24 protein-coding genes are annotated in these 24516 nt (G+C 61.2%); 6 read left to right on the top strand and 18 right to left on the bottom strand.

The genetic code is table 11. The features are described 5' to 3' along the window. Positions 1 to 10: 10 nt before the first annotated feature. Both GRI34_RS02535 and GRI34_RS02530 read right to left on the bottom strand, forming a co-directional pair. Positions 11 to 1213 carry a type III PLP-dependent enzyme gene (locus GRI34_RS02535; protein ID WP_160594601.1) on the bottom strand — a complete coding sequence of 401 codons (1203 nt, stop codon included), beginning with the start codon at positions 1211 to 1213 and terminating at the stop codon, positions 11 to 13. Positions 1214 to 1401: 188 nt separating this feature from the next. Then, positions 1402 to 1959 carry a LemA family protein gene (locus tag GRI34_RS02530; RefSeq protein WP_160594600.1) on the bottom strand — a complete coding sequence of 186 codons (558 nt, stop codon included), beginning with the start codon at positions 1957 to 1959 and terminating at the stop codon, positions 1402 to 1404. Positions 1960 to 2024: 65 nt separating this feature from the next. Between GRI34_RS02530 and GRI34_RS13410 the strand changes: the two genes are divergently transcribed. Both GRI34_RS13410 and GRI34_RS02520 read left to right on the top strand, forming a co-directional pair. Next, on the top strand, positions 2025 to 2987 hold the full coding sequence (locus GRI34_RS13410) for a DUF3137 domain-containing protein (protein WP_160594599.1): 963 nt from the start codon (positions 2025 to 2027) through the stop codon (positions 2985 to 2987). Between the two features lie 129 nt (positions 2988 to 3116). Beyond that, complete coding sequence (locus GRI34_RS02520; protein ID WP_160594598.1) at positions 3117 to 4088, top strand: hypothetical protein; 972 nt, start codon at positions 3117 to 3119, stop codon at positions 4086 to 4088. A 9-nt stretch (positions 4089 to 4097) separates the two neighbouring features. Here GRI34_RS02520 and GRI34_RS02515 read toward each other — a convergent pair whose 3' ends face one another. The 6 genes from GRI34_RS02515 to GRI34_RS02490 all read right to left on the bottom strand — a co-directional run bounded on the left by GRI34_RS02515 (position 4098) and on the right by GRI34_RS02490 (position 10430). After that, entirely contained in the window at positions 4098 to 5276 is a 1179-nt protein-coding gene (locus GRI34_RS02515; protein WP_160594597.1) for a carboxynorspermidine decarboxylase, read from the bottom strand. 41 nt (positions 5277 to 5317) lie between these two features. Continuing rightward, positions 5318 to 6307 (bottom strand): peptidyl-alpha-hydroxyglycine alpha-amidating lyase family protein, encoded by a 990-nt coding sequence (locus GRI34_RS02510; RefSeq protein WP_160594596.1) that lies wholly within the window; start codon positions 6305 to 6307, stop codon positions 5318 to 5320. A gap of 99 nt (positions 6308 to 6406) precedes the next feature. Next, entirely contained in the window at positions 6407 to 7039 is a 633-nt protein-coding gene (locus GRI34_RS02505) for a hypothetical protein (RefSeq protein ID WP_090482613.1), read from the bottom strand. 11 nt (positions 7040 to 7050) lie between these two features. Beyond that, positions 7051 to 7746 carry a hypothetical protein gene (locus GRI34_RS02500; RefSeq protein ID WP_160594595.1) on the bottom strand — a complete coding sequence of 232 codons (696 nt, stop codon included), beginning with the start codon at positions 7744 to 7746 and terminating at the stop codon, positions 7051 to 7053. A 183-nt stretch (positions 7747 to 7929) separates the two neighbouring features. Beyond that, the gene (locus GRI34_RS02495) at positions 7930 to 9219 is read right to left on the bottom strand and encodes a S41 family peptidase (protein WP_160594594.1); all 1290 of its coding nucleotides are present in this window, start codon (positions 9217 to 9219) and stop codon (positions 7930 to 7932) included. Then, entirely contained in the window at positions 9219 to 10430 is a 1212-nt protein-coding gene (locus GRI34_RS02490) for a saccharopine dehydrogenase family protein (protein WP_160594593.1), read from the bottom strand. The genes GRI34_RS02495 and GRI34_RS02490 overlap by 1 nt, the downstream gene beginning before the upstream one ends. Positions 10431 to 10495: 65 nt before the next feature. On the opposite strand from GRI34_RS02490, the gene GRI34_RS02485 reads away from it, so the two are divergent. Genes GRI34_RS02485 through GRI34_RS02475 form a run of 3 tightly spaced genes read left to right on the top strand, consistent with a single transcriptional unit; the run spans position 10496 to position 12405 of the window. Next, positions 10496 to 11455, top strand: a complete 960-nt coding sequence (locus GRI34_RS02485) for a threonine ammonia-lyase (protein ID WP_160594592.1) — start codon at positions 10496 to 10498, stop codon at positions 11453 to 11455. Positions 11456 to 11509: 54 nt separating this feature from the next. Then, positions 11510 to 11944 (top strand): MAPEG family protein, encoded by a 435-nt coding sequence (locus GRI34_RS02480; RefSeq protein WP_160594591.1) that lies wholly within the window; start codon positions 11510 to 11512, stop codon positions 11942 to 11944. 11 nt (positions 11945 to 11955) lie between these two features. Further along, positions 11956 to 12405, top strand: a complete 450-nt coding sequence (locus GRI34_RS02475) for an MAPEG family protein (protein WP_160594590.1) — start codon at positions 11956 to 11958, stop codon at positions 12403 to 12405. Positions 12406 to 12427: 22 nt separating this feature from the next. Here GRI34_RS02475 and trxB read toward each other — a convergent pair whose 3' ends face one another. Next, positions 12428 to 13393, bottom strand: a complete 966-nt coding sequence (gene trxB / locus GRI34_RS02470) for a thioredoxin-disulfide reductase (RefSeq protein WP_160594589.1) — start codon at positions 13391 to 13393, stop codon at positions 12428 to 12430. 64 nt (positions 13394 to 13457) lie between these two features. Beyond that, entirely contained in the window at positions 13458 to 14237 is a 780-nt protein-coding gene (locus tag GRI34_RS02465; protein ID WP_160594588.1) for a tyrosine-protein phosphatase, read from the bottom strand. Positions 14238 to 14372: 135 nt separating this feature from the next. On the opposite strand from GRI34_RS02465, the gene GRI34_RS02460 reads away from it, so the two are divergent. Then, positions 14373 to 14831, top strand: a complete 459-nt coding sequence (locus GRI34_RS02460) for a response regulator (RefSeq protein WP_160594587.1) — start codon at positions 14373 to 14375, stop codon at positions 14829 to 14831. A 7-nt stretch (positions 14832 to 14838) separates the two neighbouring features. Here the strand turns inward: GRI34_RS02460 and GRI34_RS02455 are convergent, their stop codons facing one another. The 8 genes from GRI34_RS02455 to GRI34_RS02420 all read right to left on the bottom strand — a co-directional run bounded on the left by GRI34_RS02455 (position 14839) and on the right by GRI34_RS02420 (position 24477). Beyond that, positions 14839 to 16227: an alpha,alpha-trehalose-phosphate synthase (UDP-forming) gene (locus tag GRI34_RS02455; RefSeq protein WP_160594586.1), complete on the bottom strand. Its 1389-nt coding sequence runs from the start codon at positions 16225 to 16227 to the stop codon at positions 14839 to 14841. Further along, on the bottom strand, positions 16224 to 18023 hold the full coding sequence (locus GRI34_RS02450; RefSeq protein WP_160594585.1) for a glycoside hydrolase family 15 protein: 1800 nt from the start codon (positions 18021 to 18023) through the stop codon (positions 16224 to 16226). Before GRI34_RS02450 ends, GRI34_RS02455 begins: the two co-directional genes overlap by 4 nt. Further along, positions 18008 to 18751 carry a trehalose-phosphatase gene (gene otsB, locus GRI34_RS02445; RefSeq protein ID WP_160594584.1) on the bottom strand — a complete coding sequence of 248 codons (744 nt, stop codon included), beginning with the start codon at positions 18749 to 18751 and terminating at the stop codon, positions 18008 to 18010. The genes GRI34_RS02450 and otsB overlap by 16 nt, the downstream gene beginning before the upstream one ends. Before the next feature lie 40 nt (positions 18752 to 18791). Then, a complete protein-coding gene (locus GRI34_RS02440) occupies positions 18792 to 19451 on the bottom strand; it encodes a retropepsin-like aspartic protease family protein (protein ID WP_160594583.1) in 660 nt (219 codons plus the stop codon). Between the two features lie 53 nt (positions 19452 to 19504). Next, positions 19505 to 20503 (bottom strand): L-histidine N(alpha)-methyltransferase, encoded by a 999-nt coding sequence (gene egtD, locus GRI34_RS02435; protein ID WP_160594582.1) that lies wholly within the window; start codon positions 20501 to 20503, stop codon positions 19505 to 19507. Beyond that, the gene (gene egtB / locus GRI34_RS02430) at positions 20500 to 21735 is read right to left on the bottom strand and encodes an ergothioneine biosynthesis protein EgtB (RefSeq protein ID WP_199800203.1); all 1236 of its coding nucleotides are present in this window, start codon (positions 21733 to 21735) and stop codon (positions 20500 to 20502) included. The genes egtD and egtB overlap by 4 nt, the downstream gene beginning before the upstream one ends. A gap of 170 nt (positions 21736 to 21905) precedes the next feature. After that, positions 21906 to 22622 (bottom strand): GGDEF domain-containing protein, encoded by a 717-nt coding sequence (locus GRI34_RS02425; RefSeq protein WP_234028130.1) that lies wholly within the window; start codon positions 22620 to 22622, stop codon positions 21906 to 21908. Positions 22623 to 23103: 481 nt separating this feature from the next. Beyond that, a complete protein-coding gene (locus GRI34_RS02420) occupies positions 23104 to 24477 on the bottom strand; it encodes a class II 3-deoxy-7-phosphoheptulonate synthase (RefSeq protein ID WP_160594580.1) in 1374 nt (457 codons plus the stop codon). Between the last annotated feature and the right edge of the window lie 39 nt (positions 24478 to 24516).

Raw genomic sequence — 24516 nt, 5'->3', positions numbered from 1 at the left:
AGACGAGGAATTACCTGAGGCTGACGACGTTGTCGGCGGCGGGACGCGTGCGGCTGCCGTCGTAAAGGCTCGCCATCGGCTCGTCCTCGACGATGATGCGTTCGGCAGAGCCAAAGCCGTTGAAATCGGTCTTCATCGCCGCGCCGTAGGCACCAAGCATGCCGATCTCGATGTAATCGCCAGCCTGGATGTCTTCCGGCAGGCTGAACGGTCCCGGCATATAGTCGGCATCGTCGCAGGTCGGACCATAGAACGCGAAGTCCATTTCCGGCTTGATGAGGTCGTCTTCCAACGCGCGGACCGGAAATTTCCAGTCGACATGCGCGGCATCGAAGAGTGCGCCATAGGCGCCGTCGTTGATGTAGAGTTCCTCGCCGCGGCGCTTTTCGACCTTCACAACGAGGCTGGAGTATTCCGCGCACAGCGCGCGGCCGGGCTCACACCACAACTCCGCGTTGTAGGCGATCGGCAGCGCATAGAAGTGCTGGTGGATGATGGTGAAGTAATCTTCCAGCGGCGGCGGTTCCATGCCCGGATAGACACTGGGGAAGCCCCCTCCCACATCGATCATGTCGATGACCACGGAAGCCTCCGCAATCGCGGCGCGCGTGCGGTCCAGCGCCTGCACATAGGCGAAGGGGCTCATCGCCTGGCTTCCGACATGGAAGCAGACGCCTAGCCAGTCGGCATACTGGCGGGTTTCCTGCAACAGCGCGGGCGCTTCGGTCAGATCGCAACCGAATTTCGATGCAAGGCTAAGCGCCGCGTGTTCGCTGGAAACGCGCAGGCGGACGCAGAGCCGCAGGTCGGTTGCAGGGTTGCCGTCGGCATCGCTCGTTGCCTCGACGATCTTGGCGAGCTCTTCACTCGAATCGAGGCTGAAGGTCTTCACGCCATGCTCGAAGTAAGCTTCGCGAATCGCTCCGCGCGATTTGACCGGGTGCATGAAGCACAGCGTCGCATCGGGCAGCACCGAGCGCGTCAGGCGCACTTCGGCAATGGAGGCGACGTCATAATGCGTAATGCCATTGTCCCACAAGATGCGGAACAGGTCGGGCGAGGGATTCGCCTTCACCGCATAGAGCGACTTGCCCGGAAACTTCTCGACGAAGAAACGGGCAGCGCGCGCAGCGGCGTGCGGGCGATTGAGGATTACGGGCTCGTCCGGCGCGAGGGCGCGAGCTACGGACCGGGCGTCAGGAAAATGCTGCAACTCAAGGGACCCCCTAAACAGCTCTTGCGAGCCATGAAACGACAAGCTGCCTTGCGGTTAGGAAGTCCCCTTGGGGCAGCAGGAGGCGCGCATATACTTCGTGTGTCATGAACTGCAAGTGAAAACTGCGCACCCGATTGCAAGGTTTCGCCGGTTGCAGCGGGCCTGAGCTGCGATAGGCCGTGCCGTCAGAATCCGACCTTCGGGACGGCGTCGACCACGCCCTTCTCGCTGTCGTCGAGGCGGTGGAAGTCCGCTTCCTGGAAACCCAGCGGTCCCGCGAACAGCACAGCAGGGAAGCTTGCGCGGCCCGTATTGTACCGCGAAACCGCCGCGTTCAATGCCCGGCGAGCCGCTGCCAGCTTGTCTTCCACATGGGTTAGCTCGCGCTGCAATTCCTGGAAGTTCGCGCTGGCCTTGAGGTCCGGATAGGCTTCGCCCAGAGCCAGCAGCCGATCAAGCGCGACGCGCAAACCCTGCTCGTCACCCGAAGAGATCGGCCCGTTAGCCGCCTGGTTACGCGCGGAAATCACGGCATCGAGCGTCTCTTTCTCGTGTCCGGCATAGCCCTTTACCGTTTCCACGAGATTCGGGATGAGGTCGTGGCGCTGACGCAGCTGTGCGTCGATGTCCGCAACGCCCTGATTCACCGATTGGCGCAGCCCGACCAGTCGGTTGTAGATGCCGATGACGACCAGCGCGAGCAGCACGACGAGCGCGATCAGGACGATTGCAACCACTTCCATTCCTTAACCCCCTATTCGATGTCTGCGGGTATGATAGGGAACAAGGGTTAAGGGGGGAAGTACGCGTGATCGAATATCCGGACGCCGACCGGCTGATGGCAGGCGAGCTTGGCGAATGGCTGCAGGGCCAACGCCAGGTGCGCCAGGATGCGATCGCGCAGTCGCATGACCGCTTGTTCAAATCCGGCCTCGTCCTGCTCCCCCTTGCCGCATTCCTCTTCATCCTCGCCCCGCTTCCCCTCGAACCCAAGTTCTGGATCACCGCCATTGCAGCCGGAGGGGCTTGGGCGTGGAGCCAGGTGCCGAAGCACAAGGCAAAGAAGCAGGTTAAAACCGGCATCAACGAGGCGATCGCCGATGCGCTAGGCCTTGCCTACCGCCATGATTGCGAGGGCAGCGAGGCATTCGGCAAGGCGCGCGACTATTCGATGCTCCCCTCGCATGACCGCGCCAGTTTCGAGGACATGTGGGCGGGTGAAGCGGCAGGACACTCACTGCTGCTGCACGAGGCACATCTCGAAGAACGCCGGGGATCGGGCAAGAACCGCCGCTGGGTCACGGTGTTTCGCGGTGTGATCCTGTCGATCGGCTTCGACCAGCCGTTTCACGGGACTACCTTGCTTGCCCCCGACGGTGCGTTCAGCAAGTTCTTCGGCGGCGCAAAGGATACCATCAAGATCGACGGGCAGGTCCTCGACCGCGCCCAGATGGTCAGCCCCGAATTCGAGGACCGCTTCGACATCTACACCACCGACCAGACCGAAGCGCGCTGGCTGATGCACCCAGAATATATCGAGCGCGTCCTGGCGCTGGAACATTCGCTGGGCGGCAAGCACAGCGCGGTCCTGTTCACCGGCGGCAGCATGGTGATGGCGATCAAGAGCAGCAATATGTTCGAAAGCGGATCGCTCGATCACAACGAAGACGCCTTTCTCGTGCGCGAGACAATCGGGCAGTTTGCCCGGCTGGCGGATCTAGCTCTGGCTCTGAACCGGTTGAAACCGAGTGAAAAAGGCCCCGGGGGATAGTCTCTCTCGGAGGGGCCTGGTGGTTCGAGGAACTGCCAATGTCGCAATCGTGCAATTACGACACACCCGATTCATGGAGAATATCTGCCCGTAAGGTCGCGAACCACCCATGTCTGTGGAGGATCGACCATGCTTGGCAAAGCCACTATCGCCCTATCTCTCGCACTGATTTTCTCAGTTGCTGCCCAAGCCGGTCCGCCCGACGGCAAGGGCAAAGGCGGAGGCGGCAAGGATGACGAGTCGAGCGCCCCCATCGTTCCGGCCTATGTCCACTCGCTGTCAGGCAAACAGCCTACCATCGAAATTCTCGATAAGGACTTCGCGAATGGCAGGACCGCCTTTGTTATGGGCGACGGGCGGACGCGCGGAATGGACCACGCCCCCGATGAAGGTAGAGTACTCACCGAAGAGCACCGCACTCTCTACCAAACCCGCTACGAGCAGAATGCGGACGGCTCCATTTCGGTCATTGGCCGGGAAGTTCTCCATGATGGCGAGGTCAGCGCGAACAAGGTTCAGTGCATTGCGACAGCCAAAGGCGGCAGGACAGCCTATTCCCTGACGTCGACCACCAGCGACAAGATACGCATTTTCAATCCGGCCCTCGTCGAGCATTTCTTCAGCGGGCGTATTCAGTCGTGCGATTTCTCCGTCGATGGATCGTTCATAGCGGCGATCGAAAACCTGCCCGGTAGCGGTTTCAACATCCTGCGCATCGACCTTCCCTCGGGGCAGCCTCAAATCCTGTTCACGACTCTTTCCGATACGCTGGAGCTCGAGAGCATCGATGTCGCACCAGACGGTCAAAGCTATCTGGTCAGTTGGCGCGACCGAGGTGGAGCGACAACCATGGACTACGTGAGCGAATGGCAACCGGGGACTGATGTTTTCGATCCCGGTTCGATCATCGCCAGCGACGCCCGGGGCGGAAGCTATTTATGCGAGGTGATCGACAATCAGACGGTTGCCGCTGGCTATATCTATCAGAGTCTCGCCGGACGCGATCCGGTGTGGATCGAAGCGACCGCGAATGGTGAGCGGGAACTTATAGCCAGCAAAGGCAATCGCGGTATCTACTTTCTGCGGTCGACGAAGTGCTGACCCCCTCGTTCAGCTCAACCGGTCCCTGAACGTATCGTAGCCGAACTCCTTCACCAGCTCGAGCTGGTCGATTTCGCTATCCCAGAGGTAGATGCTGGGTAGCTGGACGCCGTTGAATGTATTGGTCTTCACCATCGAATAATGTGCCTGGTCGAGAAAGGCGAAGCGCTTGCCGACCTGCGCGCCCCCGGGAATGCGATAGTCGCCGATCACGTCGCCTGCGAGACAGGAGGGACCGCCGATGCGGACCTCAGGCGTCTCGTGGTCCGTTGCCTCGCCCAGCATGGCGGGCCGATAGGGGGCTTCAATCACGTCGGGCATATGGCAGGTCGCTGAGATATCGGCGACTGCGACCGGCAGTTCGTTATGGCCGGTGTCGAGGATCGTGCCGACGAGGATGCCTGCATCGAGCGCCACGGCCTCGCCCGGTTCCAGATAGATTTCCGCGCCTGTGTCTTCCTTCGCGTCGCGCAGGAATTCAATCAGCTCCTCGCGCTGGTAATCGGCGCGGGTGATGTGGTGACCGCCGCCCATGTTGATCCATTTGAGCTGGCCGAACCAAGGCTCGATCGCGTCGAAGACTTTGTCCCATGTGGCATGGAGCGGTTCGAAATCCTGCTCGCACAGATTGTGGAAGTGGATCCCGTCGACGCCTTCCATGATTTCCGGCGTCAGCTGATCGATGGGAAAGCCGAGGCGGCTTCCGGGGCTGGACGGGTCGTAGCGGGGAACCTCGCCGGTCGGGTGCATCGGGTTGATGCGCAAGCCGACGTCGAAATCCTGTCCAGCCGCGCGCGCGGCGTCGAGGATGAGGGTGGCGCGCTCCATCTGGCCGGGGGAATTGAAAATTACGTGGTCCGAAAGGCGGCAGACCTCTTCCAGCTCTTCCGGTTTATAGGCCGCCGAATAGGTCGCGATCTCGCCGTCGTAGAACTCGCTCGCCAGCCGCGCTTCCCACAGGCCCGAGGTGCACACGCCGTCGAGATATTCGCCGATGATCGGCGCGGTCGCCCACATCGAGAACGCCTTGAGTGCAGAAAGCACCTTGATATCGGCCTCGTCGCGGATTTCCGCCAGGATCTGGCAGTTTGCGCGCAGCTTGGCAGCGTCCACGACGAACGCGGGACTGCTGACGCGGTTGAGGTCGAAATGGGCAAATGCCCCGGGGTCGCCGGCTTTTGTTTCCATGCGCCGCGACTTAGGGTGCAGCGCGCCCGGAGGGAAGAGGCCTAATCGTCCCGGTCGGTTTCGACTCCGGTCAGATCGAAGCGGATGACCCGGTTGCCGTAGACGTCGATCATGTAGGCCCGGCCCGCGCGATCGATCGCGATGTCGTGCCCGAGGCTGGCATTGTCGCCTTCGAGGCCGAGATCGAACGATCTTTCGACCGTCCCGTCCGGACGATAGACGCGCACGATAGCTCCATTGCGATCGAGCATATCCCGCCCCTCGACCGCCAAGGTCCAGCCGCCGCCGAGCGGTTTTACGCTGTAGGTGTGCCCGCGTTCGAGGCCGCGCCACTCTCCTGCCGGTTCGCCATCTGTGGTGAAGACGGCAATACGCGCGTTTTCCCGATCGGCCACGAATATCCGCTCGCCATCGGTGGAAATGCCGTGGGGCAGGTCGAATTCGCCGGCGTCCTGTCCCGCTTCTCCCCACTGGCCGAGGAAGTTGCCTTCGCGGTCGAAACGCGCGATCCGGTTGTTCGTGTAGCCATCGGCGATAAGCACCGTGTCGCCGAGAAAGGCGATGTCCGCAGGACGGCCGAAATGCTCACCGTCCTGCCCCGCTTCACCGCGAACGCCCCATTCGGAGCGCAGGATGCCATCGTGCGAAAACCGCAGGACCTGTTCGCGCGCGACATCGGTGATCCAGATATCGTCCTCATCGTCGATGGAGAGACCGTGCGGCATGACGAGTTCGTCGGCAGCCCAGCGGGCAAGAAGCGCGCCTTCGGGTGAAAACATGAACACTGTCGGCTGCGCGATAGTCTGCATGGTGAACGGCTCTACCCACTCGCGGCCTGCGCGGTGAAGGACGAAGACATGGCCATGACTATCGACATCGACCGCGCTCGGCTGCCCGAAAACTGCGTCTTCCGGCAACTCCGGCCATTCGCTGTCGATAGCGATGCGAGACGCCTGCTCGCGCGGCTGGGCGTTGCAGGACGCAAGCGCGCCCGCTGCGAGTAATGTGACCAGGGCGATCTGCTTGCTCATGGCCGCGATACTATGCCGCGAGCCGTCCGCGTCAAAGGCAAACGTGAAAGGGGGCAGGAAGACTTCGCCTCCCCGCCCCCGTTTCAATCACGACTGGATCTACTTTTCCTTGTCAGGACGGTAGACCAGCGCACGGATCGGTCCTTCGTAGGAAAACCCGCGCGACATCATCGCTTCGTGCCCGCTGCGCCAGTTGGACGCACCGAAGCCGGTATAGATGGTCGTCGTCGCAGTACCGGCGACGATCGTGTCATGGCTCTCCCCGATCGGCTCCGGATCGACAGTCACCAGCGCGTACCGTTCGTTTTCTTGCGGCACGAACTGTACCGACAGAAGACCGGGACGGAACATGTACTGGTCACGCGTAAACGCGCGCGTTTCCACGCCATCGGCATCCAGCAGCACCACTTGCGGCGACACTACCCGAGCAAAATCGAGCGCGGCGCCCAACTCTACCATCTTGGCACGGCTCGGATCCGGCAGGGCAAAGACCATGTAGGGGCCCGACGACCCATTGCGCACGAGGCACGGGCCGCTGGCCGAAAGCTCGTTGTCGAGCACCCAGATCTTCTTGTCCTTATCCGGCGTCAAGCTGACTGCCGTGACCGTTTCCGGTGCATCGGCGCAGTCCGTACGATCGAACGACAGCGTGGCGGGATAGCTGGGCGTGGTTGTCGCACACCCGGCCAGAGCCGCCGAAGCCGCCGCGAGAAGAAGCGTCGCTTTCTTCATCGCGAACCCCGTCACCGCATCAGGCGGACGGCAGTTTCCGCCACTTCCTTGAGCGCGACATCGATGCCCTCAGCCAGGCGTTCGGGCTGGGAGATCATGTCTTCACGGTTCTGAAACGCATAATCGGGGCTCGGCGCGATAGTGACAATGCCAGCCTGTGCATCGACCGGATTGTAGATGATGCGGTTTTCCATCAGCGTCGCTCCGGTACCGGCATCGATCATCCTGACGTCGGCCGCCACGGTCGGACGCCAAAGCTGATTGCCCGAATTGACGTATCCGTAGGCGGTGACATTGAAGTCGATCAGCGCCTGAACACCTTCGGGTGCAGTCGGATAGTCTTCCAGAAACTCGCGCTTGTCGCGGTCAGGACCGTCGAGCATCGCAGCTTCGATGTCGGCTTCTGCCAATGCAGCGATGAGATAGCTTTCGAAGTTTGCTTCGGGCGTGTGGTTCACGCTTTCCAGCGCCTCGTTGACGCGGCTCTTGCGCGAGCCCTGAACGCCAGCGTCGATAAGTGCGCCGAGCAGGCCGAAGTTGCCCATGGTCGAGGCCGCCTCATATGCGACCGCATCGTCGCCGAGCGTGTCATCGACGATGGCGACGGATGTCACTGGTACGGCAGGCGCAGTGTAGGGCGTGCCCACATACGGATTTGCGCATGCGGCAAGGCTCAGCAGCCCGAGGGCTGCAATCGATTTTTTCATTGGTTACGTACCCCTCAATCAGCCGGGCGGATGATTCCGTCCCGGTGCGTCCCTGTAAAGACGACATGAGGTATATATACGACGGATTGACGGTCAATCCTGCTTGGTGATGATCTCTACACAGTCTTCACGCTGTGGCGGCGCTGCCACGCCAGAAATCACCTATGTTAAGGCAGAGAACTCTCAATCGGTTTTCTTGAGGTGTTCAAGCACCCGCGCGATGGCCGGATCGCTTCCGTCGCGTGCCGTACTGGCAGGCATGATCTCTACTTGCGCAATGTAGTCTTCGCGCGGCGTTCCGTCGACGTGAAACAAGGCCTCGCCGCCAAGGTCTACCCTGGCGTCGCTGTGCTCGAGGTCGTAATTCCACAGCCCGCCGAGCAAGTCTCCCATGTCCGAGCCGATCGTCACGGCATCACTTGCGGCGTCCATGCCGATTACGATCCCTTCTCCCATGCTCCCGGTCCAGCGTCCATGCAGGACGAAAACGGGGCCTCCGTAATATGGCTCGCGCGGCATAACGTATTCCACGAACTGGCGCGGGACCGTGAATTCGCGTTCGTAAACAGGGACGCGATGCATCTGGTAAGGCTGCGCCTCACTGACAAAGTGCCCGATGATCGAGCGCGCAACCTCGGTATTCCCCCCGCTCGGCGTTTCGCGCATGTCGAGTACCACGGCGCTCGCTCCCGTGGCCTCCTCCATTGCCGCATCGAAAGCTGCGATGGTCTCGTTTTTGCCGAGCGAATTCAGCGGAGTGATGACGGCAACGCTGTCGTCCTGGCCGATGAAGCGCAGGTCCACGGTCGGTCGATCACGCAGGCTGTTTGCCCAGTCCCGCGTCGAGGCCAGTTCGATCGCATGGACACTGGCGTCCGCCTTTCTGACGACGAGCTTGCGCAGACCGGCACGCTTTCCGTTGCCAGCTAGCGTAAGGCCGTAGTCGAGCTGTGCATCCGTCGGTTCGGGCAAGACATCGCCGAAGGGCAAGAGCGCGGCATTGGAAGCGGGGCTTCCGTCGATCAAGGCAATGGTATCGCCTGGCCTCAGCCCTGCCTCGAAAGCGGGAGAATTCCGCCGCACATCGACGATCCTCGCCTCTCCGTCGATGAAGGCGAGATCGAGATCCGCTGCGGTCATCACGATGGCATAATCATCATCCGTGAACGGACCGACAATGAGATGCGGGTCCATGAATGTCAGCGCAGTCTGGTGGATTACCTTGCGAAACTGGGCCGGGTTTTCGGACTTGAGGGCGACTTCTTTGGACCGCGCCAGCTGCGCATCGACGTCGATATCGTCGCGCTCAATATACGCGTACTTGCCGCGCAGGAGGGTTTCGAACTCCCCCCAGGCCGCAGCAGCGTCGAACGCCGCTTGCGCCACCGGCTGCCCGGATTGTTGTGCCTGAACAGCCGCGCCGGACGCTGCGCCGACAAGTGCGATAGCGCCAAGCGCGGCTTGCACGCGCATCAGAATTCGACCGGGCCGTCCAGTTCCTTCACCTGCCAGGGCAGGCCATGTTCATTGAGCATTTCCATGAACGGATCGGGGTCCATCTCTTCCATGTTGAAGACGCCGTCGCCTTCCCACTTGCCGGTGACCATCATGGCCGACCCGATCATCGCGGGTACGCCGGTGGTATAAGAGACTGCCTGGTTGCCGGTTTCCTCGTAAGCCGCTTCGTGGCTGCATATGTTGTTGATGTAGAACGTCTTTTCGCCCGAACCGTCGAGCGCCTCGCCGGTCGCGATGACGCCGATATTGGTGTTGCCCTTGGTCGTTTCGCCCAGCGTTTCGGGCTTGGGCAGGACGGCTGCGAGGAACTGCAGCGGGATGATGTCCTTGCCCTGGTAACGGACTGGATCGATCCGCGTCATGCCGACGTTCTGCAGCACGGTGAGATGCTTGATGTACTCATCGCCAAAGGTCATCCAGAAGCGCGCACGCTCAAGTTCAGGATTGAACTTGGCGAGGCTTTCCAGCTCCTCGTGGTACATCATGTACATGTTTTTCGGGCCTACGCCCTCGAAGTCGAACTCGACCTTCTTGCCCATTGCCGGGGTCTCGACGAATTCGCCATTTTCCCAATGGCGCGCAGGCGCAGTCACTTCGCGGATGTTGATTTCAGGATTGAAATTGGTCGCAAAGGCCTGACCGTGGTCACCGCCGTTGCAGTCTAGGATGTCGAGCTGGCGGATCGTCTTCAGCTTGTGCTTCTTGAGCCACATGGTGAAGACGCTGGTCACGCCCGGATCGAAGCCCGATCCCAGCAGCGCCATGATCCCCGCATCTTTAAAGCGGTCGTGATAGGCCCACTGCCAGTGGTATTCGAACTTTGCCTCGTCCTTGGGCTCGTAATTGGCGGTGTCGAGGTAATCGACGCCAGCTTCGAGGCAGGCGTCCATGATCGGCAGATCCTGGTACGGAAGCGCGAGATTTACGACCAGGCTCGGCTGCACCTGCTTGATCAGGCGGACCATCGCCGGGACTTCTTCCGCGTCGATTTCGTAAGTGCTGATGTCGACGCCGGTGCGCTCTTTCACACTGGCGGCGATGGTGTCGCACTTGCTCTTGGTGCGGCTGGCGAGATGGATATCGGTGAAGATATCCTTGTTCATCGCCATCTTGTGGACGCACACGCTGCTGACGCCGCCTGCGCCGATGACCAGAACTGTCGACATGAGAAAACCTCTTAGCTGAATTCGATTCTTGCCTGCCCCCTAGCGAAATGCGCTATCGCAGCCAAATGATCCGAGACGATATGCGCAAACCGACGAGACAGGGCGTCATCGATGCCGCCGCATCGATCGCCGAAATCCTGCCGCCGAGCCCGCTGCTTCCTGTCGAAGTTGGCGGGGTAAAAGTGCATGTGAAGGCCGAGAGCCTCCAGCCTGTCGGCGCCTTCAAGATCCGCGGCGGCTGGTGGCGGCTTTCGAACCTGACCGAGGAAGAAAGGGCGCGTGGTGTTATCGCGGTTTCTTCGGGCAATCACGCGCAAGGTGTCGCCTGGGCAGCTCGCAAGCTCGGGATCAAGGCTGCCATCGTCATGCCGCGCAACGCGCCGCGGGTGAAGCTTGAAGCCACCCGCGCCCTTGGTGCAGAAATCGTGCTCTACCAACGTCCAGGCGAAGACCGCGACGAGGTCGCAGCCAAACTGATTGCAGAACGCGGCGGGACGCTGGTCCACGCTTTCGGCGATCCCTGGGTGATCGAGGGACAGGGAAGCGCAGGTATAGAGATCGAGCAGCAGCTGGGCCGGGCCCCGTCACGTCTGATCGTGTGCTGTGGCGGTGGCGGACTGGCAGCCGGCCTCGCACTCGCCTGCCCTGAAAGCGCGATCCACGTAGTCGAGCCGCACGGGTGGGACATGGTCGGACAAGCGCTGGAGGCAGGCGAAATCGTGCAAGTAGCCGATGATCCGCCTTCCACCATTTGCGACGCCTTGCAGCCCGATGCGACGAAGCCAATCAACCTAGACGTGCTTCACGGGCGCGCCGAGCCCGGAGTAACTGTTACCGACGAAGAGGTGCGCGAGGCGCAGCGCTTTGCCTTTTCGAAGCTCAACCTCGTCGTGGAACCCGGTGGCGCCGCAGCGCTCGCGGCGGCGCTTGCCGGGAAGGTAATGCTGGACGAGGGCACTGTCATCATGATCACCGGCGGCAACACAGATGCTGACAGCTTTGCTGAAACGCTACGCGGGGTTTGACAATCGGCGCGGCCCGCATCACCCATGCGGGCACAAAGGGAGGGAGTTCTTTCAATGCAGGCTCAAATGCTGGCACCGGCAGCGGTGCTGATCGCGTGGTCGCTCATCATGTTGCTGTGGATGGCCTTCACCCGCTTTCCGGCGATGAAGAAGAGCGGAATGGACCTCGGCAATGCCAAGCCAGGCGGTCGGGGACAGGACCTCGAAGGCGTGTTGCCCGACAAGGTGCAGTGGAAATCCCATAACTATGCGCACCTGATGGAGCAGCCGACCATCTTCTATCCGGCTGTCGTGATCATCGCCCTGCTTGGCGGCACCGGCGTCGATGCGCTGGCGGCTTGGTTCTATGTCGGCCTTCGCATCGTTCACTCGGTCTGGCAGGCGACGGTAAACACCGTCTCGGTGCGCTTCCCGCTGTTCGTGCTGGCGACAATTGCGCTTGCCTACCTGGCAGTCCGTGCCGTCACCCTCACCATGTTCGCCGTTTAAGGAGAGGTCAGATGGATATCGCACACTCGCCCATCCTCCAGCCCGTCGTGGCGCTGGCGATCTGGACCATGATCATGTGGTGCTGGATGTACGGTACCCGCATTCCAGCCATGAGCCGAAATCCGAAGATCGATGCCGCTAACCTCGTCGGTACGACGGGTGCAAGCCTGCGGGCCGAACTGCCGGAAAAAGTCAGCTGGAAGGCCGACAATTACAACCACCTGCACGAAGCCCCGACCGTGTTCTACGCCATCGCGCTGGTGCTGGCGATAACCGGCTACGGCGACGGCATGAACGCATTACTGGCGTGGATTTACGTTGGCCTCAGGGTCATGCACTCGCTGGTCCAGTCAACCAGCAACCGCGTGCTCGTGCGTTTCGTGCTGTTTGCCCTATCGAGCATCGTGCTGATGGCGATGATCTTCCACGCGGCGATCGTCACCTTCGACATTCACCTGTAAGGGCGAATGCGGCGGGGTAATCTTACTCCGCCGCTTCGCGTTCCGCCACTTCGAGAGTCGCGAGGAAGCGCTCGGCGTCGAGCGCGGCCATGCAGCCGGTGCCGGCTGCGGTTACGGCCTGGCGATAGGTATGGTCCATCACGTCGCCCGCTGCGAACACGCCGGGTATCGACGTCTTCGGTGTTCCCGCTTCCACCAGCAAATAGCCGCTGTCGTCCATCGGCAGCTTGCCCTTGAACAGTTCGGTCGAGGGCGCATGGCCGATCGCGACGAAAGCGCCATCGCAGGCAAAATCGCTATCCTCGCCGGTCTGCGTATCGCGTAGCCGCAAGTGCGAGAGCGCGCCATTGTCACCCGCCTCGAAGCTTTCGACCGTCTTGTTCCACAGGACCGAGATCTTGGGGTGGTTCAGCAGGCGGTCCTGCAGGATCTTCTCCGCACGCAGTTCATCGCGGCGGTGGATCAGGGTGACGTCGTCCGAATGGTTTGTAAGGTACAGAGCTTCTTCGACAGCGGTATTGCCGCCACCGATGACGGCGACTTTCTTGCCGCGATAGAAGAACCCGTCGCAGGTGGCGCAGGCCGATACGCCCTTGCCGCCCAGTTCCTGTTCACCCGGAACGCCGAGCCATTTGGCCTGTGCCCCGGTGGCGATCACCAGGACGTCGCCGATATATTCATCGCCGCTGTCGCCCACGGCGCGGAAGGGGGAACCGTTTTCGAGATCGACCTCGACGATCGTATCCCACATCATGCGCGTGCCGACATGTTCGGCCTGCGCCTTCATTTCCTCCATCAGCCAGGGGCCCTGCACCACGTCGCGAAAGCCGGGATAATTCTCGACATCGGTCGTGATCGTCAGCTGGCCGCCGGGCTGGAGGCCCTGCACCACGATCGGCTCCATCATCGCACGCGCGCCGTAAATGGCGGCGGAATAACCGGCCGGGCCGGAACCGATGATGAGCATTTTGGTGCGATGGGTAGCCATGAAACTGTCTCTGGATCGTCTGAATTGAAGCGAAGGCGATATATGGGGATTGGTCGGGCGAGAGTCACGCCAGATAGGCGCTGCGCAGGCGCTCGCGCAGGGGTTCATCCACACCTAAGGCGTCTTCGATGTATCGATCGAGCGATCCGTGGTCTGCCTCAACCTCTTTCCAGAATGTCGCGAGGTAGTCTTCCTGAACGCCGAGCAGTGCCTTGACCGCATCATCGTCGAGCTTGCGCCCCAGCCGCGCCTCAATCCCCGGCACCGACTGCGCGGCCAGCACATCCATGCTTGGCGCATCGTTGGTCCGCAGGAATTCCGCCATCTGCCGATCGCGGTCGACGCCAAGAATATGCAGCAAGAGCATGGCCGCGATACCGGTACGATCCTTGCCGGCAAAGCAATGGACGAGGCTGGCCCCTTCCCGGTCTGCGAGAATTTTCAGATAGCGACCGAACATCTCGGTCATGGCCGGATTGCGCGGCATTCGTGTGTAGACGGTGATCATTCGCTTGCGCGCAAACTCGGCTGTCGTGGTTTCCGCGTCGACATCCATGTGCGGCGGGCTGGAACTGGTTTCGCCGTCGTAGAACACGACCTCGCCATCGAAGCCCTCGATCCGGCGGCAGGGATTGCGTTCCCGCTCGCTTTGACCGCGTAAGTCGATCACGGTGCGGATGTGCAAGCTGCCGATCGCTTTTAGGTCATCGTCGCTGGCATCGACATGCTGGCCCGAACGCCACAGCAGCCCAGTCTTCACCCGCGCCCCGTTGGCGGTCTCCCACCCTCCGTAATCGCGGAAATTGTGGATGCCGTCGGTTTCGATGAAAGGTTCGCGAATCATGGGTCGCGGTGTGGCAGGCACGCACTGATCCCGCAATGTGCCCTAAGGGCGAACGCGTATAGGCGCGCCCACCGCGGGTTTGTATTGCAGCCTTATCGCTCCGAACGAACGAGCAGCGACTGAAGGGCAGCGGGAATGGCAAAGATTATCATTGCAGACGATGACGAAATCATCGCGGACATGGCCAGCAAAATCCTGTTCGAAGCAGGTCACGTATGCGGCTGGGTGCCAGATGGCGAAAAAGCCCTCGACCTGTTGCGTTGGCGCAGGCCTGATCTTCTGCTGCTGGATCATGACATGCCGGGGATGACAGGGGCACAAGTGCTTCGGTCGCTGCGCAGTTCTGCAGAAAATTACGACCTGCCCGTTATCATGTTCACCGGATTATCAGGTGCGGATGATGAAAGTCACGCCTATTACAACGGCGCCCAAGCCTTCATCCGCAAACCGTTCAACGCCAAGATGCTGTTGCACGAGGTCAATCTTGTCCTGAAAGCGCGCGCCGAGCGACCGCAGCATCGCAGTTTAATGGAACATCTGGAGCAAAAGGCCGGCCGATGGCGCGATTCGCCCGAAAAGCGGGTGATGCTCTAGATCTCGCCTAGCGCGCATCCAGATCGCGCAGGAAGTTGCTGGTCCAGTCCTGGACATTGTCATCGCGAACCGTGGAAATCAGCGCTTCGTAGCGCCTGCGTCGTTCCTCAAGCGGCATATCGAGTGCAGTCGCAATTGCGTGAGACAGATCGTCCGGGCTGTGCGGATTGACGAGCAGCGCATCCTGCATCTGAGCTGCCGCACCGGCAAACCTCGACAGGATCAGGACGCCCGGGTCTTCGGGATCCTGTGCGGCGAGATATTCCTTTGCTACCAAATTCATTCCGTCGCGCAGCGGCGTGACGAGACCGATCTTGGCAGCGCGGAAAAAACCGTAGAGCTCCGCGTGGCTGTAACCGCGGTTCACATACCGCACCGGGACGACATCGACCTCGCTTCGTGCGCCGTTGATTTGTCCGGCTTTCTGTTCAAGCAGGGCGCGAATTTGCTGATAGCTTTCGACATCCTCCCGGCTGGGCGGCGCAATCTGGATGAAGACAAGGTCGCGGACACGGTCGGGAAAGCGATCGAAAAAGCGGCTGATGCCGTCTAGGCGCTCCGGCAGGCCCTTGGAGTAATCGAGCCGGTCGACACCGATCATCGCGGTCCGGCGACGGGTCGAGCTGAGAAGCCGCTGTTCCGCCTGGCGAGAATCGCCTGTATCTTTCAGGCCGGTGAAATGGTCCCAGTCGATGCCGATTGGATAGGCGCGCGCAATTGTGGTGCGACCGTCCAGCGTGATCGAGCCGGTGGCATCGTCGACCTCGGCGCCCAGTTCGGTGCGGCAATAGTGGAGGAAGCTGTCCAGCCATTCCTGCGTCTGGAAACCGAGCAGGTCATAGTGCAGCATCGTGCGCACCAGCCGCTCGTGATAGGGTAGCGAGACGAACAGGCGCGTCGGCGGCCACGGAATATGCAGGAAGAAGCCGATCCGGTTTTTGACACCGCGAGACCGAAGCCTCTCTCCCAAAGGGATGAGGTGGTAGTCGTGGACCCAGACGATGTCATCGTCCTCGATCAGCGGGTGCAGCGTTTCCGCGAAGCGTTCGTTGACGCGCTCGTAGCCCTTGCCGGTTTCGCGCTCATACTCGGCAAGGTCGAGACGGTAGTGGAACAGCGGCCAGAGGGTCGAATTGGCATAGCCATTGTAATATTCGTCGACGTCGCGTTTCGAGAGATCGATCGTAGCAGTCGTCACGCCGTCGGTAGTTTGCGTTGAAATTTCGCCCGAATGCTCTTCGGCCTCTTCGCCGGACCAGCCAAACCAGACCCCGCTGCGATCCTTGAGCGCGGCATTCAATGCCCCTGCGAGCCCGCCCTGGGCTCCTGCCGCACCGCGCGCCTTGGGCACTGCCACCCGGTTGGAGACGACCACAAGACGCGCTTCTTGGCTCACCTGACGTCACTCCATGGTTTCGATAACAATCCGACCGAGTTTATTATTCCAACCAGCGAGTAGGTCTGAGGGAAGTTCCCCCAAAGTTCGCCTGTCTCGTAATCGAGATCCTCACTCATTAGGCCGGATTTCGTGGTGTGGCTCAGCATGGCGCAGAAGAGGTCGCGCGCCTCGCTGCTTCGGCCCGTAAGGTGCAGCGCCTCGATCAACCAGAAGGTGCAGACGTTGAATGCCGTCTCGGGCGCACCGAAATCGTCCTCGGCCGCATAACGGAGCATATGGTCGCCGCGCCGCAAGTCGCGTTCCACCGCAGCAAAGGTCTTCAGGAAGCGCTCGTCGTCGGGCGCGAGATAGCGAAGTTCCACCATCTGGAGCAGGCTCGCGTCGAGATAATCGCTTTCGAAGCTGGCGCCGTAATGGTCGCCCTCCTCGCTCCATGCGTTTTCTTCGATCTTGGCGCGGATCGCCTCTGCGCGGTCCTTCCAGTACCGCACCCGGTCGCCCTTGCCGAGGCGCGCAGCGACATTGGCCAGACGGTCGCACGCCGCCCAGCACATCACGGCCGAATAGGTATGGACTTCCTGCCTCGTACGGAATTCCCAAAGACCCGCATCGGGCTTGTCGTGCTTGGCCCAGGCAGCCTCGCCCACTTCCTCGAGATGGGCGAAATCGGTCTCGTCCGCCATTCGAAGCAGTCGGGTGTCGAAGAACGCCTGCGCGGTAGGCATGACGATCTGGCCGTAACAATCGTACTGAACCTGCTTGTACGCGGCATTGCCGACGCGAACCGGCCCCATCCCGCGATAGCCCGCGAGGTTCTCGGCAAAGCTCTCGTGCAGTTCGGCTTCGCCCATGACGGAATAGAGCGGCTGGATCTGCCCTCCGCGCGCCTTGTCGATTATATTGCGCAGATAGGCGAGATACTTCTCCAGCACATCCAGCGCGCCGAGGCGGTTGAGCGCCTGCACGGTGTAGTAGCTGTCCCTGATCCAGCAGTAGCGATAGTCCCAGTTGCGCTCGCTCCCCGCTGCTTCGGGGATCGAAGTCGTAAGCGCGGCAACGATGGCGCCCGTTTCCTCGTGCTGACAAAGCTTGAGCGTGATGGCCGCACGAATGGTCTCTTCCTGCCATTCCAGCGGGATGTGCAGGCCACGAACCCAGTGTTGCCAGTACTTGCGCGTATTGGCTTCCATCCGCCTGATTTCGCTGCGGATATTACCGACGAAGGGTTCGTCCGGGCCGAGGAAGAAGTGCTGGTCCGCCTCCACCCGATAGCTTCTTCCTTCGAGGACGTAGCCGACCGGGGCATCGGTCGAGAGGCGCATGGTCTGGTCGCCAAGCTGGTAACGGATGTGGTTGGTGCCGTTGGTCGTCGTGGCCTCTGCGCTGCCATAGCCATAGAGGGGCGCAAGACGCACGCGCAGCCGCGGCGCGCCCGCAACGGGGCGCACGATGCGGATGAAGGCAACCGGGCGATACATTCTCCCCGATCCTTCATAACGCGGCGCGAAATCGGTGATTTCAACCGCACTTCCGTCCTCGGCTTCGAGGCGGGTGACGAGAATTGGAGTATTACGTTCGTAGTGCTGGCTCGACGACACCTGCCCTTCCAGCTCGAAGCGCCAAACGCCCTCGTCCACCTTGTCGCCATTCAGCAGCGAGCAGAAGACCGGATCGCCATCGACGCGCGGAACACAGCCCCAGACGAAGCCAGCACGCTCGTCCACAAGGGCGCTGACCTGGCAATTGCCGATAGGAAAAAGTTCGAGAGAGCTTTGTGTCACAGTTCCAGCCATTGATGCACGGCACTCACGCCGCTCAGGTGATAACGGGCGTTGTCGCTGTCGCGCTCACCCACGGCAATGCCAAAACCTCCGCATTCGTTTGCAGCCGCCATGCCGTCTTCGTCGGTCGTGTCGTCCCCGACGAATACCGGTAGCGAACCTGCAAACGGTTGTTCCGACAGGAAAGCTCGGACCGCCCCGCCCTTGTTGGCGCCCGGTCGCACGATTTCCGCGATGGATTTGCCGGTGGCCAGATGCAAGTCGTGCGCCTCCGCTACAGAACGGGCGAACGCGACGGCCTGTTCTTCCTTCTCCGGGGCGCTGCGGAAATGGATCGCCCCGCCATGGCTCTTCGGTTCATAGAGCAAGCCGTGTTCGGCCGCGAATTCGCGCAATTGCATGACAACCGGGTCGGGCAGCCCCTCGGGCGCCCGCCCCAAGCGCGAACCGTCGGCCAACAGTCGGGAAACGCCGTGTGACCCCGCCCGGCAGACCATGATATCGTCGAGATGGTTTTCCAGATCGTCGAGCGCGCGACCGGACACGAGCGCCAGCCTGCCATCGAGCCTGTCGCGCAGCCGATGGAGGCGATCGACCATGTCCTGCGGCACATCGATAGCGCCAGGTTCTGGCGCGAGTTCGACCAGCGTCCCGTCGAAATCGAGGAAAAGGGCCAAGCGATCCCGCGCGAGCAGGTCGTGAAACTTGGGTGGAGGCGGTAGCGAGGGTGAGCTGGCCATCGCCCCCGTGCTTAGCGGCTGAGGCCGCCGCGTCAAACGCTCACTGTTGCGGAAAGGCGGAACCCGGCGTCAGGATGAGGTCGCCATTCTCTACGCGCCAACCTTCGAGACGCGAGAGGAAATTCATCCCCAGCACGTTGGTGTTGCCAAGGTTGGGGGCAATGACCGCATCGAGGCCCTCGGCCTTGATATTGCCGAAGGACAGGCTTTCCACCGTAGTCAGATCGGCCGTGACCGTTCCGTTAGCAGTGCCAAGCATGACCGGCAGACCGCCGGGCCTCGGTTCGAGCCCTGCGGCATCTGCCGAGCGGCTGGAAAACGCCGTCAGTGTTGCGCCGGTATCGACCATAAGGCGCGTCGGCACACCGTTCACATTGGCGCGCAACCAGTAATGGCCATCGGCGGCCATCGGGATGACGGTTTCCGCACCTACGATCGTCTGCTCGGGCAGGCCGATCTGCGTCATCGAGTCGAGGCGCGGATCGAACCGGGCCACCTGCAGGAAAACGGTGACGAGAATGCCGACCAGCGCGAGCGTGCTGACGGAACGCACCAGCCTGCCGCCCGCAATCTTGCGGCGCAGCATCATCGATCCGATCCAGCCTGCGACGAGCGCGACGATGGTGGCGACGAGCAGCCCCGAACGCGGGATTGCCCGGACCAGTTCCGCTATTGCCGACAGGATCGCTTGGCCTTCCATGACATCGATATAGGGACGCTATCCCCCATCGTCCATGAACGGCGCAGCGGTAATTACGGAGCGTTACGATGCTCGCTGGCCTCGGCGAGGATTACCGAGAACCGGTCCTTGTCGTCGGTCCAGCGCGCCATGGGCGTCCAGCCGCCAGCCAGCAGCAAGAGATTCGCACTGCGTGGGCTAAATTTGTGGCTATTTTCGGTGTGGATCGTCTCGCCCGCAGCCATGGAAAAGCGCTGTTCGCAGACTTCGAAATCCATGTCGCACTTCGCTTCGAGATGCATCTCGATCCGCGAGAAATCATCGTTCCAGATAGCCCTGTGAACAAAATCGTCGACGGGGATCGTGCCATCCAATTCGCGATTTATGCGCCGCACAAGGTTGAGATTGAATTCGGCCGTTACACCCCTTGCATCGTCATAAGCCGCTTCGAGGACGGCAACGTCTTTCACCAGATCCATACCGATCAGGAGCAACGGTCTCTCTCCCTCGGTGCCGCCCAGTGTTGCCCGCATGGAACGCAAAAGGTCGACCGCAGTGCGGGCGACCATGTTGCCGATCGTCGATCCCGGGAAGAAGCCAAGTTTTCGCATCTCTTCGACTTCGGCAGGCAGGGTGACCTGCTTCATGAAATCCGCTTCGACGGGAAGCACGGGCAAGCCAGGGAATTTCTTTGCCAGGGCGGCGGACGACTGGCGCAGGAAATCGCCGGAAATATCCAGCGGAACATAGGCCGCAGGGGCGATTGCCTCGAGCAACAACGGGGTCTTGACCGAGCTGCCAGACCCGAACTCGACGACTGCGCGATCCGCGCCGATCAGCCGGCGAAATTCGTCCTTCCGCGCTTCGAGAATCTGTGTTTCCGCGCGGGTCGGGTAATATTCCTCAAGCGACGTGATGTCTTCGAACAATTGTGAGCCGGCATCGTCGTAGAGCCAGCGCGCAGGGATTGCCTTTTGCGTCTGTTGCAAGCCAGCCAGTACATCGCTGCGAAAGGCCTTGTCGACCCCGTCCTCATCGCGCTCGACCAATGCGATCCCTTGATTTGCAGTCATACGTCCCTCGCGAGCCTCAGGCCGGTGAACTGCCAGCGCTGGTGCGGGTAAAAGAAATTGCGATAGCTAACGCGCGAATGCCCGCGCGCCGTCGCGCAGCTTGCGCCCTTGAGGACGAACTGCCCGCTCATGAATTTGCCATTGTATTCGCCAACCGCACCTTCGGCGGGCTGGAAACGCGGATAGGGCAGGTATGCTGAACGTGTGAATTGCCAGCAGTCCCCAAACAATCCGTCGCTGCCGACCGGAATCGGCGGGGCAGCCGCGTCGAGCTGGTTTCCGGCAGCCGGATCATGCGCGACAAGCTCGCCCTCCTGCCCCCTTGCGATGGCTTCCCACTCGAATTCCGTCGGAAGCCGCTTGCCAGCCCAGGTTGCGAAGGCATCGGCCTCGAAATAGGAGATGTGGGTCACAGGAGCGTCCGGGTCCCTGTCTTGCCAGCCGCAATGCGTGAAAGCCTCCTCGCCGCGCCAGTACAGCGGCGCAGCAATGCCGTTTTCCTTAACCCACGCCCAGCCGTCCGACAGCCAGAGCGATGCGGTTTCGTAGCCGCCGTCGGCAATGAATTCGACCCACTCGCCATTTGTGACCAGACCGGCGGAAAGTTCGAACGGCTCCAGCAGGACGCGGTGATCCGGGCCCTCGTTGTCGAATGCGAATCCCGGTTCCTGATGCCCGATCCGCGCGATACCGCCGGGGTGGGAATGCCATTTTCCTGAGGCAGTCTTCGCAGGAGGAGTGATAGCATCCTGCCACATCGCCACGCCGAGCGGGTTCTGGAACAGGGCGTGTTTGATATCCGTCAGCAGCAGTTCCTGGTGCTGCTGTTCATGCGCGATTCCGAGTTCGATCAGGGGCCGCAGCTCTTCCCGTTCGTAAAGGGGCTTCATCGCCTCATCGACCTTTGTTCGCCAATCAACGATTTCCGCCAATGTCGGGCGCGACAGCATCCCGCGAGTGAAGCGGTGGATACGCTCGCCCTCGGCCTCGTAATAGGAGTTGAACACGAACGGCCAGCTATCGTCGTACAGTCTATATCCGTCGAGGTGGTCGCGCAGGAGGAACGTCTCCCAGAACCAAGTCGTATGCGCGAGGTGCCACTTGGCGGGCGAAGCGTCTTCCATCGACTGGAGTGTCGCGTCCGCTTCGGAAAGCGGTTCGACCAGCGCTTCGCTGAGCGAACGGGTCGCTGCGAAATCGTTAGCTAGCCCTGCGGGGCTGATGTTCTGCAGTGCCGCGCGATAAGTGATCGGCGCGCTCCCCCAAATGGTTCAGTGTTCCCAATTGCTCAAATCACTGCCGGTTCCGGCAATCGCTGCCATCATGAAGAAAAATCATCCGGCACGAAAGGGGGGTAAACCACCTGTTTTCAACACGCTAACCTTTGATGGTTTTGGTGCCATCACGCCGCATCGGCAACGCGGTTCCGTCCGTTGCGCTTTGCCTCATAAAGCGCGGCATCGGCTCGGGCGAAAAGTGTCAGCGCACCCTCACCCGGCGCCAAGGTCGCATAACCCGCACTGATCGTGATTTCGGGAATGGGTGCAGAATGCGTCCCGGCCTCGATCGCCCAGCGCAAACGTTCTGCAGCATCGAAGGCCGCTTTTGCATCGCAATTGGGGAGCAACCAGAGAAACTCCTCCCCGCCAACCCTGCCCACATGGTCAGCCCCACGCGCCTGGCGCACGACGATTTCGGAAAGGTGGCTGAGGACGCGGTCGCCCACCGTGTGTCCGTGGCGATCGTTGATCTGCTTGAAATGATCGATGTCGAAGATGACGATCGAATAATCGGCATGCGACCTCTGTGCTTCGAGGATAGACCGGTCCAGCGAAGCCATGATCGCTCGCCTGCTGGCCAGCCCTGTCAGGGCGTCCGTATTCGCTTCCTTTTGCGCTTCCGCCGCGAGTTCGAGGGCGCGCTTCTTTTCTTCCTCGACCTGCCGAACGACGGCATAGTCTTCCGTTACGTCCCTTACGACCATGAAGACGCGCTCACGTTCACCGTCAGGACCAAAATCATTGCGCGCGCGTGCTCTTAGCACCCGCTCTTCGCCTGTGCGCAGGACGACGTCGAATTCCACGACATAGGGCATGGGGTCGATGGCGTGAGCACCCAATGTGGTTCGCAATTGGGAAAGGCCGTCCGGCATTAGGCGGGCAAGTAGTTGGTGCGTCGGGGCCGTTCCCTTGGGCAAGCCGGCGATATGGCACATCTCTTCTGACCAGATATGCCGTTCCTCGGGTAACTCCACACACCACCGGCCAATTCCAGCCAAGCCTTCCGCAACCTCCAAGTGAGCAACACTGCGGGCCAACTGGCAGTTTCGCGATGCGAGCCGCCTCGCCCGGCGCGAGTTGCGGAACAGCAGTAATCCAAGCCCAATTCCGGCGCACGCAAGTGCGATCACCGAGGAGACAAGCGCCGCCGCCACAGCAGCGCAGAAGGCGACCGCTGCTGCGATTGCCAAAGGCAAATCAATCCTGCCAATATGAGCGCCCGTATCCAAGCAATGCCTCCTGCCTTTGCGGCAGGAATGGCAGCCGGATGCGAAGTCCGGGTCAGGAAGCGACTAAGGAAAGCTACCTAGACTAAGGGCGCTAGGCCGCGTCGGCTCTCACCTGCTCGTGCTCGGCATTGAGCGTTTCTGCGATCAGGAAAGCCAGTTCCAGCGACTGCGCGGCGTTGAGGCGCGGGTCGCAATGCGTGTGGTATCGATCCTTCAACGCTTCGTCGGTAATGGCGACAGCGCCGCCGACGCACTCTGTCACATCCTGGCCGGTCATCTCGACGTGGATGCCTCCCGGATGGGTGCCCTCTGCACGGTGCACTGCGAAAAAACCCTTCACTTCGGTCAGGATGCGGTCGAATGGCCGCGTCTTGTAGCCACTGTCCGATTTTACGACATTGCCGTGCATCGGGTCGCAGCTCCACACCACCGGGTGTCCTTCGGCCTTCACCGCGCGAACGAGGCGCGGCAGTCCGTCTTCGACCTTATCGTGCCCGAAGCGGCTGATCAGCGTGATCCGGCCCGGCTCTCGCGCTGGATTGAGCGTGTCGAGCAGCTTCAAAAGCGCATCCGTCTCGAGGCTGGGGCCGCATTTCATACCGAGCGGATTTCCGATACCGCGCGCGAATTCGATGTGCGCGCTGCCTTCGAAGCGGGTGCGGTCCCCGATCCAGACCATATGGGCGCTGGTGTCGTACCAGTCGCCCGTCAGGCTGTCCTGGCGCGTCAGCGCCTGCTCGTAAGGCAGCAGCAACGCTTCGTGGCTGGTATAGAAGCTGGTGCCCTGCAATTGCGGGACGGTTGCCGGATCGATGCCGCATGCTTCCATGAAATCGAGCGCTTCACCGATGCGATCGGCAAGATTTCCGAACTTGTCTGCCCAGGGGCTGCGACCCATGAAATCGAGCGTCCACTGGTGCACCTGGCGCAGGTTCGCATAACCGCCACCTGCGAAAGCGCGCAGCAAGTTGAGTGTAGACGATGCCTGGAAATAGGCGCGAACCATACGTTGCGGGTCGTTGAATCGGCTTTCCGGATTGAAATCGATCCCGTTGATGTTGTCGCCAAAGTAGCTAGGCAGGGTCATGTCGCCCTGCGTTTCGGTATCCGAGCTGCGCGGCTTGGCGAACTGACCCGCCATGCGTCCGACCTTCACGACAGGCTTCTTGCTGGCGAAGGTCATGACGACGGCCATCTGCAGCAGCACGCGGAAAGTGTCGCGGATGTTGTTGGGATGGAATTCTGCGAAGCTTTCGGCGCAGTCCCCGCCCTGCAGCAGGAAGGCCTTGCCCTCTGCCACCTCGGCAAGATCGGCCTTCAGCGCGCGCGCTTCACCGGCAAAGACGAGAGGCGGATGGCTCGACAGCGCAGTCGTCGCTTCCTCCAGCGCAGCGGCGTCTTCATAGCGCGGCAGGTGCCGTGCTTCGAAGTCCTGCCAGCTATCGGGTGCCCATTCGCGTGCCATTACAATTCCATTCTTCCAATAAATGCGGTCGTCCACGCA

Source organism: Qipengyuania aquimaris (assembly GCF_009827445.1).
In the GTDB taxonomy this organism is placed as follows: Bacteria; Pseudomonadota; Alphaproteobacteria; order Sphingomonadales; family Sphingomonadaceae; genus Qipengyuania; species Qipengyuania aquimaris.
This window is presented reverse-complemented; position numbering and strand designations above follow the sequence as displayed.

What these genes read in the sequence shown, in the direction of transcription:
- GRI34_RS02530 (WP_160594600.1), bottom strand. Translation starts at nt 1,959, where the DNA reads ATGGAAGTGGTTGCAATCGTCCTGATCGCGCTCGTCGTGCTGCTCGCG.
- GRI34_RS02520 (WP_160594598.1), top strand. Translation starts at nt 3,117, where the DNA reads ATGCTTGGCAAAGCCACTATCGCCCTATCTCTCGCACTGATTTTCTCA.
- GRI34_RS02515 (WP_160594597.1), bottom strand. Translation starts at nt 5,276, where the DNA reads ATGGAAACAAAAGCCGGCGACCCCGGGGCATTTGCCCATTTCGACCTC.
- GRI34_RS02510 (WP_160594596.1), bottom strand. Translation starts at nt 6,307, where the DNA reads ATGAGCAAGCAGATCGCCCTGGTCACATTACTCGCAGCGGGCGCGCTT.
- GRI34_RS02505 (WP_090482613.1), bottom strand. Translation starts at nt 7,039, where the DNA reads ATGAAGAAAGCGACGCTTCTTCTCGCGGCGGCTTCGGCGGCTCTGGCC.
- GRI34_RS02500 (WP_160594595.1), bottom strand. Translation starts at nt 7,746, where the DNA reads ATGAAAAAATCGATTGCAGCCCTCGGGCTGCTGAGCCTTGCCGCATGC.
- GRI34_RS02495 (WP_160594594.1), bottom strand. Translation starts at nt 9,219, where the DNA reads ATGCGCGTGCAAGCCGCGCTTGGCGCTATCGCACTTGTCGGCGCAGCG.
- GRI34_RS02490 (WP_160594593.1), bottom strand. Translation starts at nt 10,430, where the DNA reads ATGTCGACAGTTCTGGTCATCGGCGCAGGCGGCGTCAGCAGCGTGTGC.
- GRI34_RS02485 (WP_160594592.1), top strand. Translation starts at nt 10,496, where the DNA reads ATGATCCGAGACGATATGCGCAAACCGACGAGACAGGGCGTCATCGAT.
- GRI34_RS02480 (WP_160594591.1), top strand. Translation starts at nt 11,510, where the DNA reads ATGCAGGCTCAAATGCTGGCACCGGCAGCGGTGCTGATCGCGTGGTCG.
- GRI34_RS02475 (WP_160594590.1), top strand. Translation starts at nt 11,956, where the DNA reads ATGGATATCGCACACTCGCCCATCCTCCAGCCCGTCGTGGCGCTGGCG.
- trxB (WP_160594589.1), bottom strand. Translation starts at nt 13,393, where the DNA reads ATGGCTACCCATCGCACCAAAATGCTCATCATCGGTTCCGGCCCGGCC.
- GRI34_RS02465 (WP_160594588.1), bottom strand. Translation starts at nt 14,237, where the DNA reads ATGATTCGCGAACCTTTCATCGAAACCGACGGCATCCACAATTTCCGC.
- GRI34_RS02460 (WP_160594587.1), top strand. Translation starts at nt 14,373, where the DNA reads ATGGCAAAGATTATCATTGCAGACGATGACGAAATCATCGCGGACATG.
- GRI34_RS02450 (WP_160594585.1), bottom strand. Translation starts at nt 18,023, where the DNA reads ATGGCTGGAACTGTGACACAAAGCTCTCTCGAACTTTTTCCTATCGGC.
- otsB (WP_160594584.1), bottom strand. Translation starts at nt 18,751, where the DNA reads ATGGCCAGCTCACCCTCGCTACCGCCTCCACCCAAGTTTCACGACCTG.
- GRI34_RS02440 (WP_160594583.1), bottom strand. Translation starts at nt 19,451, where the DNA reads ATGGAAGGCCAAGCGATCCTGTCGGCAATAGCGGAACTGGTCCGGGCA.
- egtD (WP_160594582.1), bottom strand. Translation starts at nt 20,503, where the DNA reads ATGACTGCAAATCAAGGGATCGCATTGGTCGAGCGCGATGAGGACGGG.
- GRI34_RS02420 (WP_160594580.1), bottom strand. Translation starts at nt 24,477, where the DNA reads ATGGCACGCGAATGGGCACCCGATAGCTGGCAGGACTTCGAAGCACGG.